The sequence below is a fragment of the Egibacteraceae bacterium genome (assembly GCA_035540635.1).
In the GTDB taxonomy this organism is placed as follows: domain Bacteria; phylum Actinomycetota; class Nitriliruptoria; order Euzebyales; family Egibacteraceae; genus DATLGH01.
In genome coordinates this window covers 74,769-88,496 of record DATLGH010000019.1, presented here as the reverse complement: position 1 = coordinate 88,496, position 13,728 = coordinate 74,769, and the positions used below count along the sequence as shown (strand labels likewise).

The following is a 13,728-nucleotide window of genomic DNA, read 5'->3' as shown; positions in this document are numbered from 1 at the left end:
GGCCCCCCACGACCGGGGACGCCAACCTGCCCGCGGATCTACCCGCACCCTGCCCCCCGCGGCCGGGGATCACTCATGCCCGCGCGGCCCCGCAAAGTGCTCGACGGGGCGGCGAATGAGGAGTAGTGTCCTGCTTGTCGGGAGCTTGGCGTGCGGCCGCGGGCGGCCCCTCAGGTCTCCCAGGACTTTCCGAGGGGCGGGAGACATGGCGGCACAGTTGACGGACGCGCCTATACGCGTGGCGGTGACGGGCGCGGTGCAGGTACATCTCGAAGGGCTGGAGAGGGCGCTCACCGCCCTGGCGGACTTCGAGGTCGTTCGCCAGAGGGAGGGAGGCGCCCCCGCAGGCACGGGCGCCACCCCGGACCTGGTCGTGGTCGACGCGGCGGGCATCGATCGTGCTCGCGTCGTGGTCCTCCTGCGGCGTCTGGACGCCAAGACGTCCCTCGTCGCCCTCGGGGTCCCGCCGGCGGACTGCCCGCACTACCGTCAGGCGGGGTTCGCCGCGTGCCTCGGACCGGAGGAGTCCATCGCCCAGCTCGTCGCCACCGTGCGCAGGGTGGCCAGGGCAGGCGAGGGCTCACGCCCGCGGGCAGCGCAGCGCCCGGAGCCCGCCGTGCGCCTCACGGCCCGGGAGCTCGAGGTCCTGGGACTGGTCAGCGAGGGGCTCACGAACATCGACATCGCCCGCCGGCTGCACATCGAGGTGGCGACCGTGAAGAACCATGTGCACCACGTGCTGACGAAGCTCGGCGTACGTCGCCGCGGGGAGGCGGCGCACTGGTTCCGCGGCGCCCCGGGACTCGGCCTCGACCCTCCCCTCTGACGCAAGGTCTCCTCCCCCCGCTTCGACAGCGAAAGCGGCAAAAGATGGACCTAAGGAACCATTGGCATCCGCGGGCGGTCATGGGACCATGAACGGGCGCTGCCCGCTGCGCGCCGGAGCCTTCCGGGCGGGACGGCAGCGCGACGTCGAGTCCCTGGCGGGACCGTTACCAACACCCAAACGGAGGGTTGTGAAGCCATGATCGAAGACCTTGTTCCACCCCAGTTCGTGCCGCTGGCCGATGTGCAGGCCGGCACCGAGGAGGAGCTGCTTGCCAAGGACCACGTCGTCGGGGTAGCGCTCGGCTACAAGTCCGTCGGCGGGCGGGAGACCGACGAGCCGGCGCTGTCGGTGCTCGTCGACACGAAGCTCGACCCGTCGCTGCTCTCGGCCGACGACATCGTGCCGTCCACCATCGACGGCTCGACGACGGACGTCGTCGAGGTGGGAATCCTCCACGCCGGGGCGACCCGGACGGAGCAGGCGCTGCGCGTCGACGTTCCGGCCAACGGCGCCGCGACCGAGCCGGGGCAGCTGCCGCGGAGCGCGTTCGTGCCCACCTTCGACACCCAGGCGCTCACCGTTCGCATGCGGCCCGCGATGGGCGGGTGCAGTGTCGGGCACTTCAACGTCACGGCGGGCACGATAGCGACCGGCTGCTACGACAGCGCGGCCTTTCCGGGGATACCGCCGCGCTTCTACCTGTTGAGCAACAACCACGTGCTCGCCAACTCCAACGCCGCGAGCATCGGTGACCCGATCCTCCAGCCGGGCAAAGCCGACGGCGGCGTCCTGCCGCAGGACGTCATCGGGCGTCTCGCACGGTTCCAGCCGATCCGCTTCCACGCGGAGAACCCGGCGTCGCCGCCGTTGAACCTCATCGACGCCGCGATCGCCGAGGTGCCCTTCCAGTCGCTCACGCGGGAGGTGTACTACATCGGCTATCCGAAGCCGCCGGCGCAGGTCGCCGTCGGCGACGTCGTGCAGAAGACCGGGCGGACGACGAACTACACCACCGGACGGGTCCAGAGCGTCAACGCCACCGTCGACGTGAACTTCGGCGGCGGCAGGGTCGCGCGGTTCGCTCGCCAGATCGTGACGACGAACATGAGCGCGCCGGGCGACTCGGGCAGCCTCGTGCTCAACCTCGACAACCACGCGGTCGGCCTGCTGTTCGCCGGCTCTTCGGCGGCCACGATCATGAACCCGATCGCCTTCGTGACGGCGCTCCTCGGCATCCGCATCGGCTGACGCGGCATGCTTGCCTCCACAACAGGGAGGTGAGGCAAGTGGCGGACAGCTTCGACGAGGCCCTGGCCGCAGCCGTCGCGCGGTGGATGGGCAGCGGCGGTGTCGTCGCGGTCGCTCAAGGGGAGATCGCGGGCGAGCCGACGATCGACCTCTGGACGAGCGGCGCGGCGTCGGACGCCGACTTCCCGGAGCGCTTCCGCGGCTTCCGGGTGCGGGTCCACGACGCCGGCGGGCCGTTCCAGGCCCAGGACGCCGAGCGCGAGTAGGGCAACGCCGGAGCCCGGCCGAATCCTCGGCCGGGCTCCGCGCCGCCCGCTGGTGGCTTGCGGAATCGAAGACGCCGCAGGTGGGTATCGCTCTCGTGTGAGCGAAACCGAGCGTCGTCCTCCGCGCACCACAGGGCAGTACTGGTGGGATCGCGAGCACCGGCGCAAGCCGCTCGTCGACCTCGGCGGGGTCCGGTGTCCACGATGCCCCCGCCCCATCCGTGCCGTGCCCGCGGACAAGGTGACCGTCGTCGCCTACCCCGCCGCCGGCGGGCACGTACGGCGCTTCGTGTGCCCTCATTGCCGAGGCCTGACCGGCGGCCGCGTCGGCTCGGTGGAGGCGGCACGGCTGGTCGCCGCCGGCGCGGTGATGACCTGTGCCGGCCCTCCTGCGAGCCCCCTGACCGAGGACGAGCTCATCGCCTTCGGCCGGAGCACAGCGGGCGCGAGCGACCTCGCCCGGCTCGCCGTCGACGGGTAGGGAAGGACGCTACAGCGCGTCCCGCAGCGCCGCGAGCACCCCGACGTCGTTCGTGGCGAGGACGAGCGTCGTCACCCGCGACGCCTTCCAGGCCTCGACGCGGTCGCGTATGCGCTCGAGCGGTCCGGCGAGGGCCATCTCGTCGACGAGGGCGTCGGGCACCGCAGCCGCCGCCTCCGACTTCTTGCCGTCGAGGTAGAGGTCCTGGATGCGGTCGGCCGCGTCGGCGAACCCGTAGCGGCACGCCAGCTCGTGGTAGAAGTTGCGGCCGCGGGCCCCCATGCCGCCGATGTAGAGAGCGAAGAGCGGGCGGAGCTCGTCACGGCAGGCCGCCACGTCGTCCCCGGCGGCGACCGGAACGGTCGCGGCGATGTCGAGGTCGCCGGCGTCGCGGTCAGCCTCGGCAAGGCCCTTGTCGAGGTGCTCGTTGAAGATGTCCTCCCGCTCCGGGGAGTAGAAGATCGGCAGCCAGCCGTCCGCGATCTCCGCCGTCAGCGCGACGTTGCGGGGGCCGATGGCGGCGAGGTAGATGGGCACGCGTTCGCGCAGCGGGTGCAGGATCGACTTGAGGGGTTTGCCGAGACCCGTCGCGTCCGGCCCGGCGTAGGGGATCTGGTAGTGCTGGCCTTCGTAGACGAGCGGTCCCGAGCGTGCGATCGCGAGGCGCACGATCTCGACGTACTCGCGGGTCCGCTCGAGCGGCTTGCCGTAGGGCAGCCCGTGCCACCCCTCCACGACCTGCGGACCCGACATGCCGAGGCCGAGGAGCACCCGGCCCCCCGACAGCGCGTCGAGGGTCATCGCGGTCATGGCGGTGTTCGCCGGCGTGCGGGCGGCGATCTGCAGGATGGCGCTGCCGAGCTTGATGCGCTCGGTGCGGGCCGCGAGGTAGGCGAGGACGGTGACGGCGTCCGACCCGTACGCCTCCGCCGCCCACACCGAGTCGACCCCGAGGCGGTCGGCCTGCTGGACGAGCGGCAGCACGTTGCCGATCGCCACTCCCGAGTAGCCGATGTTCAGTCCGAGCCGCATGGGCCTCTCCTCGTCGAATGCGCGCGAGCCTACCCGGCAACCGCCCGCGTACGATCGCCGGCGATGATCGCCGGGGTCGCGCTGGGCTGCACGGCGGTGGCGCTGGTCGCCGCCATGGTCGCCACCCGCCAACGCCCCGCCGCCGTGCCGTCGCTCGACGGCTACCTGTCGGGCTGGTCGGCGCTCCACGAAGGGTATGACCCGCGGAGCAACCGGTGGGTGCGCGCGACGCTCGGGGTCGCGTTCGCGGCGGCGCGACCGCTCGTGCGCCGCGGGGTGCACCCCGACGTGCTCACCCTGTGGGGCGTGTGGCTCGGCCTGGCGGCGTACGTGGTGGCCGGCGCAGGCGGGCGCTGGCCGCTGGTCGCCGGAGCGGTGCTCGCCGGCGCGGGGTTCGCGGACGCCCTCGACGGGGCGGTGGCGGCGATGACCGGCCGGGCGACCCGGTGGGGCTTCGTCCTCGACTCGCTCGCCGACCGGGTGACCGAGGTCCTCGCCCTGCTCGCTGTCTGGGTGGTCGGCGCTCCCGGCGGGCTCGTGGTGGCCTGCGGGGTGGCGTTCGGGCTGCTCGAGTACCTCCGGGCTCGTGCGGCCAACGCGGGCATGGAGGGCATCGGCGTCGTCACGGTGGGGGAGCGCCCTGTGCGCATCGTGCTCTGCGTCGCCGCGCTCGTCGGGGCCGGCGCCGCCGTGGGGCATGCCCCCGCGGTGGCCGGCCTCGCGCTCGCCGTCCTCGCGGCGCTGAGCGCCGTCGCCCTCGCCCAGCTCCTGGCCGTCACCTACCGCGAGCTCGCCACACCGCAGGGAGAAGACCGTCGGCGGTGACGGTGCGCTCGCCGCCGGGGGTCAGGGCCGGCCGACGAGGCCGGCGACGATCCGGGCCGACAGGAGCACGAGCGGCAGGCCGCCCCCCGGGTGCGACGAGCCGCCGACGAGGAACAGCCCGGGCACGGGGGAGCGGTTGGCCGGCCGCAGGAACGCCGCCCGCGGCCCGTTGCTCGACGTGCCGTAGATCGCCCCGCCGACCGCGCCGGTGCGCCGGGCGAGGTCCGCGGGGGTGAAGGCACGGCGGGCGACGACGCGCCCGCGCACGTCGAGGCCCCGGGCGGCGAGCAGGTCGACGAGGCGGTCGGCGTAGGCCTCCGCCGTGCCGGGGGCGTCCCAGTCGACCTCGTCGCTGCGCGGCGCGTTGGCGAGCACGAGCAGGCCCTCGCCGCCGGCCGGCGCCACCGCCGGGTCGCGCGGGGCGGCGACGTACAGCGTCGGGTCGGCCACCGGGCGGGGACGCGAGCCGAACAGCGCGGCGAACTCCGCGTCGTAGTCGGCGGGGAAGAGCACCGTGTGGTGCCCGAGCCCCGCGGTGCGCCCGCGCAGGACGAGCAGGACGACGAATCCCGACAGCGACGGGGTCGCGCGGGCGAGCCGGCGGCGGGCCGGGTTCGCGAGAGGGGACCGCACGAGGTCGCCGTAGACGTGGGCCGCGTCGGCGTTGGCGACCACGGCGTCGGCTGCCAGTCGCTCGCCGTCCGCCAGGCGCACGGCGGTGGCCCGCCCGCCCGCCACCTCGATGCCGGTGACCGGCGTGGCGAGGCGGAGGCGCGCGCCGCGCCCGGCTGCGCGGTCGGCGAGCGCCTCGGCGATGCGGTAGAGCCCGCCGGTGACGTACCAGGCGCCGAAGGTCTGCTCCACGTAGGGCACCACCGCCAGGGCCGCCGGCGCCCGACGCGGGTCGGAGCCGGTGTAGGTGGCGTAGCGGTCGAGGAGCATCCGCAGGCGCGGGTCGCGCAGGTAGCGCCGGCCGAGCCCGCGCAGCGTCGCGTGCGGGGCGACGGCGGCGAGGTCGCGCACCCGCAGGGCGAGCGGGGCGAGGTCGGTCGGGCCGTCGAGCGCACGCTCGAGCACGGGTCCGCGCACGGCCCGCCAGATGCGCCCGGCGCGGCGCATGAGCGCCAGCCAGTCCGCGCCGCTGCCGCACGCCAGCGCGCCGTCGAGGTTCGCCGCGGTCGTCGCCGGGTCCGCCGACGTCGCGAAACGCGTCCCGTCGGCGTAGCGGTACTCGGCGATCGGCTCGACGGGCTGCAGGTCGAGGACCCGGTCGAGGGGGTCGCCCGTGTCGGCGAACGTCTCGGCGAGGACGTGGGGCATGGTCAGCAGCGACGGGCCCGTGTCGAACGTCGCCCCGGCCAGGCGCACCCGCCCGAGCTTGCCGCCCACGGCGGGGGCCTGCTCGCAGACGGTGACGCGGTGCCCGGCGGCGGCCAGGCGCGCCGCCGCGGCGAGACCGCCGACCCCCGCGCCGACGACCACGACCCTCACAGGCGCCGCCCCTTCCATACCAGCCGCCCGCGCGCCTTGCGCCACCAGCTCACCGCGGTGAGACCGCCGAGCGCGACGATCGAGGCCGGATGGGCGAGCGCGTCGGCGGCCCGGCCGCCGGTGCGCCGGGCGGTGAGCACCCTGCCACCGACGGCCGCCGCATAGCCGGCGAGGCCGGCCACCGCTGCGCGGGGGCGCCGGCGCTGGAGGGCGCAGACCGCCGCCGCCGGCGGCAGCACGTACAGCCACCCGAGGAGCGCCATGGCCCCGGCCGCGCCCGCCGGTGAGCCGAACGCCGCCCACAGGCTCTTCGTGTAACCGTCGCAGAGGTCCGCCCAGCCCTCGTACATCCGGCACGTCGCCACGGCGGTGCCGTCCGCGACGGCGACGCGGTAGCCGGCGCGCTTGAACGCCCGCGCGAGCTCGAGGTCTTCGAGGACCCGCCCGCGCACGCCCTCGTGACCGCCGGCGACCCGGTAGGCGGGGGCGCGGCAGGCGAGGAGCTGGCCGTTGGCGGCGGTCAGCGACGGGCGGGGGCTGCGCTCGGCCAGCCGCAGCGGCAGGAACGACAGCCACGACCACTGCAGCAGGGGCTGGACGAGGCGCGGACCCACCCCGCCGGCGAGCTGCCGGGGGTAGGGGCACGCGAGGTCGAGGTCGCCTCCGGCGAGCAGCGCCACCGTCGCGGCGAGCCCGCCGGGCGCGAGGACGACGTCGGCGTCGAGGAACACGAGCACCTCGCCCCGCGCTGCGGCGGCGAGCTGCGCGCAGGCATGCGGCTTGCCGAGCCACCCGGGCGGCGGCGGCGCACCGGTCAGCACCCGCACCCGAGGGTCGTCCGCCGCCGCGGCCCGCGCGACGGTGGCGGTCCCGTCACGCGAGCCGTCGTCGAGCACCACGAGCTCGAGCTCGACGCCGCGCTGGTCGAGGACCGCGCGCACGCACGCGCCGACGCGGGCCGCCTCGTCGCGTGCCGGGACGAGCACGCTCACCGTGCCCCCCGGCGACCCCGCCAGCCGGCCTGTCGGCGGGGTGCGCAGGAGGGCGGCGTTCACGGCGGAGTGGAGGCTCACGAGCGCGGCTCCCGCGCTCGCCGCCCGGACGGCCCTGCTCACCGGCCCCGCAACGACCACAGGAACGCGGCGACGACCGTCCCCATGCCGACCCCGCCGAGCGCCGCCGAGCCGGGCAGGCCGAAGAACGTGGCGTGGGCGAGCACCGACGACGCGTACACCCACAGGTAGAGCGCGTGCATCGGCCGGTCGTCGGGGGCGTGGACGCCGGAACCGCCGACCGTGGCGGCCTCACGCGCGCCCCCTCCCGCTGCCCGCCACACGAGCGCCATCATCACGACCGCGACGAGCGTCCACCCGGCGAAGTTCGACACCGGGACGCCGAGCACGGACGGTCCGCCGGACCGCCACGCCCAGTGGCCGGCGTCGACCATCTGGGGGTCGAGGAACAGGTCCCAGCTCGCCAGCGCCCAGCCGGCGACGAGCGGTCCGGCGACCCGGTGGCGGGTGATCGCCCGCCCGACGAGCAGGGCCGGGTAGGCCATCATCGTCCAGGCCAGGGGGATGACGAGCGGCACGCCGGCGAGGTCGGCGCCGAGCGTGCCGGCGTAGGCGTAGGCGCCGAACGGCCAACCGGTCGCGACGCCGGCGACCTCGACGGCGAGGCCGCCGCCGGCCGTGACCACCACGAGCGTCGCGGCGAAGCGCCGGCCCCGCCACACGAGCGCATGGCTGACCGACGCGGCGAAGAACACGAGCACGGTCGCGACGGTCAGGCGGCCGCGGGCGGCGCCGTGGACGAGCGGGTAGGCGATCTGCAGGCCGATGACCGCCACGGCGAGCACCGCCGGCGCCGTCCGGACCGCACGGCCGGGGACCTCCCGCCGTCGGCGCACGTCGGCCGGTGCGGTCGCGGGCGGACCCGTCACTTCTTGTCCCGCAGGCCGCTGCGCGCGCCGAGGCCCCGCAGCCGCCCCGGCACCCAGGCCGGTGCCGCCGCGGCCTCCCGGTCGGCGAGGACGACCCGGGCGGTGGAGCGGCCGCTCGCCCCGAACACCCCCCCGCCAGGATGGGTCGACGCGCCGGTGAGGTAGAGGCCGGCCAGGGGCGTGCGGTAGCCGGCGAGCTCGGGCAGCGGCCGCCACGCGAACATCTCGTCGAGGGTCATGTCTACGTGCATGACGTTGCCGCGACGAAGGCCGAGCTCGTGCTCGAGGTCGGGCGGCGTCTGCACGTGGACGTGCTCGACGGCGGCGGCGAAACCGGGGGCGGCCGCGTCCACCGCCGCGATGAGCTTCGCGCCCTCGCGCTCGGCGATGGCGTCCCAGCGCTCGCCGTTGGCGAGCGCGTAGGGGTGCCACTGGCCCCACACCGAGACGTTGTGCTTGCCAGGCGGTGCGATGGTGTCGTCGAGGGCCGACAGCGTCATGGCGACGACCGCGGGGCGCTCGGGCGGCACGCCCGCGTTGAACTGGCCGTGTGCGCGCCGCAGGAAGCGCCGTGACGGGGCGATCAGCTGGAGGGCCCGCCACTCCGCGCCTCCGACGCCGCCCGGGTAGGCGGGCAGGGCGTTCGTGCCGAGCCGCACGACCATGCCGATGCCGTTGCCGACGCGGACGGTGCGCCGTGCGCGCTCGGCGAGCTGGCCCCAGGCGGCCCCCGCGTCCCCGCCCACGAGGTCGAACGTGGTGAGCACGTGGCACCCGGCGACGACGGTCGCTGCCGAAACGGCGTCACCGGACTCCATCACCACACCCGTCACCCGACCGTCGCGCGCGGCGATCACCGCCGCGCCGTCGCCGAGGCGCAGCGTGCCCCCGAGCGCGACGAAGCGGCGCGCGAGCGCGACGGAGAGCATCCCGCTGCCGCCCTTCGGGTGCCCGGGGGGGATGCGGTGCAGGAGCATGTTCCACCCCACGAGGTCGGCCGTGGCGGTCTCGTGCGTGGGCGGGCCCGACTGCGCGCCGAGCCAGGCGAGGGCGGTCTTCAGCCGCTCGTCGTCGAAGTGGGCGTCGAGCAGCGCGTCGCCGGAGGTCAGGAACTGGCGGGACAGCTCGAGCCCCGGCAGGCCGCTCGCCCTGCCGAGTCCCCACAGGTGGCGTCCGAGACCCGCCGCGGTGGGCGGTCCCTGGAAGGCGGCGAAGACCCGCGCGTTGCGTGCGCCCCAGTCGAGGGCGAACCGCCGGTAGGCCTCGGCGTCCCTCCCGCCGCAGACCCCCTCGATCGACGCGCAGGTCGCGTCGAGGTCGCGCCAGAGCACGAGCGCCTCCTCGCCGAACGGCGCGAAGCCCCACGGGTCGAGGTCGCGGTACTCCAGGCCGAGCTCGGCCAGGCCGAGATCCTCGGCGATGCCGGTGTGGCGCACCATGATGTGGGCGCTGGAGCCGACGTCCATGTGGTAGCCGGGGAAGCGCTCAACGGTCGACACCGCCCCGCCCACGACGTCGCGGCGCTCGACGACCTCGACGTCGAGACCCGCCCGGGCGAGATAGCAGGCCGCGACGAGCGCGTTGTGCCCGGCGCCGACGACGACCACGTCCCGCATGCCTCGGCAGTGTAGGGCCGGGCTCCCCGCGCCCGCGAGGCCGCCCGCGCGCGGGTCATGCGGCGCCGGGAGACCCGGGGGCGTGGGCGCCGGCGGGATCGCGTCCGTCGACCGTCCCGGTGGTCTGGCGGACCGCGAAGCGCGCGAAGCACTCCTCGGCGTACCAGCCCTCCGTGGCCGTCCGCGCCACGGCGTCGCGGTGTGGGGCGCCCCCGTAGGCGTAGGACGCAAGCGCCCGTTCGTCGTCCCAGAGGCTGAACGTGCCCTGCAGGCCGACGGGCGCCTCCCCCATGCCGATCGCGAACCGCAGGCCCGGGGCCCGGTGCAGGTCGGCTGAGACAGGCGGCACCGCGCGCCAGAAGGTCCGCGCCTTCGCCGGGGCGAGCCGCGCCCGCGTGATCGCCGCAACGGGACCGGCGTCGTGCGGGGCACCCACCGGCTCGAAGGGCCGGCGCCCGGACCAGGTTCCCCGGGCGCGCAGGGGGACAAGGTCGGCGCGCCACCGCTCGACGGCGATGCGCCGCCAGCCGGCGGCGACGGGGGAGGACCGCTCGAAGTCGGTGAGGTGTGCGGGATCCTCCCACACGGCGAGCAGTCCCCAGCGCAGGGGATCGGCGTCGCGAAGGGTGAAGGTGCGCCCGTCGCCGGTGCCGAGCAGCTTCCAGAACCGGCAGCCGGGCGTGGCCCGGAGGTGGCGTCGGTCGAGGGCCATGCGGGCGAGGGCGCCACCCACCCTCGACGCGGCGACCGTGAAGAGGTGCAGGGTCACGAGCGGTGGGCGGGCGGGCGTCGGGAGCACCGGCGCAACGCTGGTGCCGGCGGGCTCAGCCCTTCACTCCACCGGCGGTCAGGCCGGCGACGATCCGCTTCTGGAAGATCAGCGCCGTGATGATCATCGGGATCGTCACGACGACGCAGGCCGCGGTGATCGTGCCGATGGGGCGCTGGAAGGGCACCGCCCCGGTGAAGCCCGCGATCGCGACGGGGACCGTCTGCGCTATCTCCGGGTTGCGTGGCGCGAACGTGCTCGCGAGCAGGAACTCGTTCCACGACAGCACGAAGATGATGATGGCCGCGGCGAACACGCCAGGCGCCGCCAAGGGCAGGACGACCTTGTAGAACGCCTGGAACGCCGACGCGCCGTCCACGCGCGCTGCCTCCTCGAGGTCCTTCGGGATCGACGCGAAGAAGGTCACGAGGATGAAGATCGTCAGGGGCAGGGTGAAGGCGATGTAGGGGATGTACAGGCCCTCGTAGGTGTTGAGCAACCCCAGCGCTCGCCAGACCTCGTACAGGGGCGGCACGAGCGCCACGGGGGGGAACAAGGACACCGCCAGAACCCCCGAGAGCAGCAGGATCTTGCGGCGCAGCGGCAGCCGTGCGAGGGCGTACGCCGCGAGGGAGCCGATGATGACGCAGAGGATCGTCGTCGTGCCGGCGACGACGGCCGAGTTGCGCAGGTTCAGGTGGAAGTTCAGCTGGAAGACCGCAAGGTAGTTGTCGAGGCCGAACGGCCCCTGGAAGAGGTCGGGGCTGTTCAGCGCGCGGTCCCCGAGCTTCAGGCTCGTCATGATGAGCCAGAAGAAGGGAAAGAGGCACCAGAACAGGATCACGCCGAGCATCGCGGTCTTGCCGACCTTCTGCAGGGTCGAACGCCGCTCGACGGTGCCCTGGCGTCCCGATGCCGCGGCCGGTCGGTCAGGCGCACGGCGCTGCGCCTCGTCGGTCGGTACCGGTGTCGTCGACATCAGTCTCCCTCCCCGATCACGAGGTCACGTCCAAGCAGGGACACGAAGATCATCCCGACCACGAGCACGACCGCGAACGTCAACGTCGATAGCGCGGAGCCGTAGCCGGGGTTGGGGGTCCGCACGATGAACTCCTGCACGAGGATCGACAGCGATTCGGTGCCGAAGGCACCCTGGGTCATGACCCGTGGCAAGTCGAAGACACGGAGCGCATCGACGGTGCGGAAGAGCAGAGCGACGAGGATGGCGGGCTTGAGCAGCGGCAGGGTGATGTAGAAGAACCGCTGAAACATGCCGGCGCCATCGACGCGCCCGCTCTCGTACACGTCCTGGGGGATGGTCTGCAGCCCAGCGAGCAGGAGGAGGGCCACAAATGGTGCGGTCTTCCATACGTCGGCGAAGATGATGGCCGCGGTCGCCGACCCGGACTGCCCCAACCACGGGTAGTCACCGAGGCCCAGCAGGTTGTTGATGAACCCCGGGGTGACGTTGAACATGAAGAACCACATCTGTGCGGCGATGACCGTGGGGATCACCCAGGGGACGAGGATTGCGGCGCGCGTGATGCCACGGCCGCGGAAGGCCTGGTTCATGAGGAGCGCGAACCCCATCCCGATCAGGAACTCGCCTACCACAGACGTCACGGTGAACACGAAGGTGAACTGCACCGCGTCCCAGAAGCGGCTATCGGTGAGCGCGGTGACGTAGTTCTGGAGGCCCCCGAAACCGATCATCTGCCGGCGGGTGTAGAGGTACAGGCTGAGGACGAGCGCGTAGACGACGGGGAACAGGGCCACCGCCGCCATAGTGAGGACTGACGGCGCGATGAAGACCTTGGCGAGCGCGCGCTCCGACAGGCCTTGCTGTTTGCCGGGGCCAGAGCCCCCGGCAGGGACCGCATCGGGCCGGCGGCGGTCTTGTTCCGTTACGGTCCCGGCCATCGGCAACCCCCCTCGCTACTCGATAGTGCCTTCGAGGTAGTCGCGGACCGCGTCGATCGCGGCCTGCGGGTCCGCCTCCCCGTTGTAGGCGGGGAACAGCTGGCGCTGCATGGTGGAGGAGATCTGGTTCCACTCCGGCGCCGGCGGCCGCGGGCGCGCGTCCGGCAGGACCTCGCCGAGCCGCTCCATGACCGGATCTCCTTCAAGCTCCTCGTAGACCGCCGCGAGGCTGGGGGGGGTGCCGCGCTCGCCTAGCATGCGCTGGGGCTCCATGTCCGTGGACAGCCAGACGACGAACTCCTTGGCGAGCTCCTTGTTGTTGGAGAAGGCGCTCACGGCGTTGTTGAAGCCACCGAGCGCGGAGATCGTGCCCTCACCGGTGAACGTCGGCAGGGGCGCGATGTCGAAGTTGCCGTTGGCGGGGCTGCCCTCGTCCTCCTCGATGAGGCTGTACGCGTAGGGCCAGTTGCGCATGAACACGGCGTCGCCCTCCTGGAACACGGTGCGGGCCTCCTCTTCCTGGGCGGTGTTGAAGCCCGGCGCGTAGAAGCCGTCCTCCAGGGAGGTCCGCATGAAGTCCAGGGCGGTCATCGCCGCGTCGTCCGCACCGAAGAGCACCTCGGTCTGATCTTCGTTGTAGAGGTCGCCGCCAGCACCCCAGAAGTACTCGAGGAAGTTGACCACGAAGCCCTCGTAGCGCGCGCCCTGCCCGACGAAGGGCGCCATGTCGTTTTCTTGGGCGACGGCCATGCCGACCTCCTTGAGCTCCTCCCAGGTGGTCGGCGGCTCGTCGACGAGGTCCGTGCGGTAGTACAGGAACCCGGCGTTGGAGTTGTAGGGGGCGCCCCAGAGCTCGCCACCCCACGTCGCGGACTCGAAGGGACCGGGCAGCGACTGGCCCTCGATCTGGTCGCGGACGTCTTCGAGGCTGTCGATCCAGCCGTTCTCCGAGTACTCGCCCGTCCAGATGACGTCCATGCCGATCACGTCGAAGCCGCTGCCCTCGGCCTGCAGCTCCAGCGCCTGCTGTTCCCGCTGGCCGTCAGCGTCCTCCGGCAGGACCTCCAGGCGTACCGGCGTGTCGGGGTTGAGCTCGTTCCAGCGTTCGGCGATGGCCTGGTGCACGCCGCCCGGCTGGGCCTCCGCACCGCCGATCGCCCAGACCAGTCCTGCCTCGTCCGTTCCCCCGCCCGGGGTGCAGCCGATCAGCGCCACGATGAGCACCACGACGCTGCCTGCGGTTCCGACTCGCCGACCCATTTGCCATTCCTCTCGGTTCGCCACCCGGGGTGGCCACTCGTGCGCTACT

14 protein-coding genes are annotated in these 13,728 nt (G+C 73.6%); 5 read left to right on the top strand and 9 right to left on the bottom strand.

The window, feature by feature from the left end; translation table 11 throughout:
- Positions 1-205: 205 nt before the first annotated feature.
- The 4 genes from VM324_03750 to VM324_03735 all read left to right on the top strand — a co-directional run bounded on the left by VM324_03750 (position 206) and on the right by VM324_03735 (position 2,824).
- A complete protein-coding gene (locus tag VM324_03750; protein ID HVL98385.1) occupies positions 206-826 on the top strand; it encodes a response regulator transcription factor in 621 nt (206 codons plus the stop codon).
- Between the two features lie 198 nt (positions 827-1,024).
- Positions 1,025-2,077: a trypsin-like peptidase domain-containing protein gene (locus VM324_03745; GenBank protein HVL98384.1), complete on the top strand. Its 1,053-nt coding sequence runs from the start codon at positions 1,025-1,027 to the stop codon at positions 2,075-2,077.
- Between the two features lie 38 nt (positions 2,078-2,115).
- A complete protein-coding gene (locus VM324_03740; protein HVL98383.1) occupies positions 2,116-2,343 on the top strand; it encodes a hypothetical protein in 228 nt (75 codons plus the stop codon).
- Between the two features lie 226 nt (positions 2,344-2,569).
- The gene (locus VM324_03735) at positions 2,570-2,824 is read left to right on the top strand and encodes a hypothetical protein (protein ID HVL98382.1); all 255 of its coding nucleotides are present in this window, start codon (positions 2,570-2,572) and stop codon (positions 2,822-2,824) included.
- A gap of 9 nt (positions 2,825-2,833) precedes the next feature.
- Here VM324_03735 and VM324_03730 read toward each other — a convergent pair whose 3' ends face one another.
- Entirely contained in the window at positions 2,834-3,856 is a 1,023-nt protein-coding gene (locus tag VM324_03730; protein ID HVL98381.1) for an LLM class F420-dependent oxidoreductase, read from the bottom strand.
- A gap of 63 nt (positions 3,857-3,919) precedes the next feature.
- Here VM324_03730 and VM324_03725 point away from each other — a divergent pair, with 63 nt between their 5' ends.
- The gene (locus VM324_03725; protein HVL98380.1) at positions 3,920-4,681 is read left to right on the top strand and encodes a CDP-alcohol phosphatidyltransferase family protein; all 762 of its coding nucleotides are present in this window, start codon (positions 3,920-3,922) and stop codon (positions 4,679-4,681) included.
- Between the two features lie 21 nt (positions 4,682-4,702).
- Here VM324_03725 and crtI read toward each other — a convergent pair whose 3' ends face one another.
- From crtI to VM324_03685, 8 genes are read right to left on the bottom strand one after another with little or no spacing between them, the layout of a single operon-like run.
- Complete coding sequence (gene crtI, locus VM324_03720) at positions 4,703-6,172, bottom strand: phytoene desaturase family protein (protein HVL98379.1); 1,470 nt, start codon at positions 6,170-6,172, stop codon at positions 4,703-4,705.
- The gene (locus tag VM324_03715; protein HVL98378.1) at positions 6,169-7,287 is read right to left on the bottom strand and encodes a glycosyltransferase family 2 protein; all 1,119 of its coding nucleotides are present in this window, start codon (positions 7,285-7,287) and stop codon (positions 6,169-6,171) included. Before VM324_03715 ends, crtI begins: the two co-directional genes overlap by 4 nt.
- Positions 7,284-8,114: a carotenoid biosynthesis protein gene (locus VM324_03710; protein HVL98377.1), complete on the bottom strand. Its 831-nt coding sequence runs from the start codon at positions 8,112-8,114 to the stop codon at positions 7,284-7,286. Before VM324_03710 ends, VM324_03715 begins: the two co-directional genes overlap by 4 nt.
- Positions 8,111-9,730, bottom strand: a complete 1,620-nt coding sequence (locus VM324_03705; protein HVL98376.1) for an NAD(P)/FAD-dependent oxidoreductase — start codon at positions 9,728-9,730, stop codon at positions 8,111-8,113. The genes VM324_03710 and VM324_03705 overlap by 4 nt, the downstream gene beginning before the upstream one ends.
- 55 nt (positions 9,731-9,785) lie before the next feature.
- On the bottom strand, positions 9,786-10,529 hold the full coding sequence (locus tag VM324_03700; GenBank protein ID HVL98375.1) for a hypothetical protein: 744 nt from the start codon (positions 10,527-10,529) through the stop codon (positions 9,786-9,788).
- Positions 10,530-10,554: 25 nt separating this feature from the next.
- Positions 10,555-11,478, bottom strand: a complete 924-nt coding sequence (locus VM324_03695) for a carbohydrate ABC transporter permease (protein ID HVL98374.1) — start codon at positions 11,476-11,478, stop codon at positions 10,555-10,557.
- Entirely contained in the window at positions 11,478-12,419 is a 942-nt protein-coding gene (locus tag VM324_03690; GenBank protein HVL98373.1) for a sugar ABC transporter permease, read from the bottom strand. Before VM324_03690 ends, VM324_03695 begins: the two co-directional genes overlap by 1 nt.
- A gap of 15 nt (positions 12,420-12,434) precedes the next feature.
- Positions 12,435-13,679 (bottom strand): ABC transporter substrate-binding protein, encoded by a 1,245-nt coding sequence (locus tag VM324_03685; protein HVL98372.1) that lies wholly within the window; start codon positions 13,677-13,679, stop codon positions 12,435-12,437.
- Positions 13,680-13,728 lie beyond the last annotated feature (49 nt).

Excerpts from the sequence above, each read along its gene's own strand:
- VM324_03705 (HVL98376.1), bottom strand. The coding sequence starts at position 9,730 with ATGCGGGACGTGGTCGTCGTCGGCGCCGGGCACAACGCGCTCGTCGCG.
- VM324_03725 (HVL98380.1), top strand. The coding sequence starts at position 3,920 with ATGATCGCCGGGGTCGCGCTGGGCTGCACGGCGGTGGCGCTGGTCGCC.
- VM324_03695 (HVL98374.1), bottom strand. The coding sequence starts at position 11,478 with ATGTCGACGACACCGGTACCGACCGACGAGGCGCAGCGCCGTGCGCCT.
- VM324_03745 (HVL98384.1), top strand. The coding sequence starts at position 1,025 with ATGATCGAAGACCTTGTTCCACCCCAGTTCGTGCCGCTGGCCGATGTG.
- VM324_03730 (HVL98381.1), bottom strand. The coding sequence starts at position 3,856 with ATGCGGCTCGGACTGAACATCGGCTACTCGGGAGTGGCGATCGGCAAC.
- VM324_03690 (HVL98373.1), bottom strand. The coding sequence starts at position 12,419 with ATGGCCGGGACCGTAACGGAACAAGACCGCCGCCGGCCCGATGCGGTC.
- VM324_03750 (HVL98385.1), top strand. The coding sequence starts at position 206 with ATGGCGGCACAGTTGACGGACGCGCCTATACGCGTGGCGGTGACGGGC.
- VM324_03685 (HVL98372.1), bottom strand. The coding sequence starts at position 13,679 with ATGGGTCGGCGAGTCGGAACCGCAGGCAGCGTCGTGGTGCTCATCGTG.